Consider the following 228-nt stretch of genomic DNA (forward strand, 5'->3'; position numbering starts at 1 on the left):
GGCAAATGGTCGATGCTTGATCTGTTTGTACTGTCAATTATGATAGCGGTTTTTGAACGTAACAACTTAGTCGGAGTAGAAGCCGGGCCCGGTGCTACAGCATTTGGTGCAGTTGTTTTGTTAACATTATTTGCTGCTAAGTCATTCGACACAAGAATTATATGGGATAAACAACTTGAACAACGCTAGTGCTCCAGAGATTAAAAAAGAACGCGTAATCTCCCCTAT

Annotated in this window: 1 protein-coding gene; it reads left to right on the forward strand. The window is 41.2% G+C overall.

The window, feature by feature from the left end:
* Window positions 1-189: paraquat-inducible protein A (locus Q4528_RS16760; protein ID WP_303522949.1), on the forward strand; the 189-nt coding region annotated here is incomplete at its 5' end.
* Window positions 190-228 lie beyond the last annotated feature (39 nt).

The sequence above is a fragment of the Staphylococcus pasteuri genome (assembly GCF_030547725.1).
Taxonomy (GTDB): Bacteria; Bacillota; Bacilli; order Staphylococcales; family Staphylococcaceae; genus Staphylococcus; species Staphylococcus pasteuri.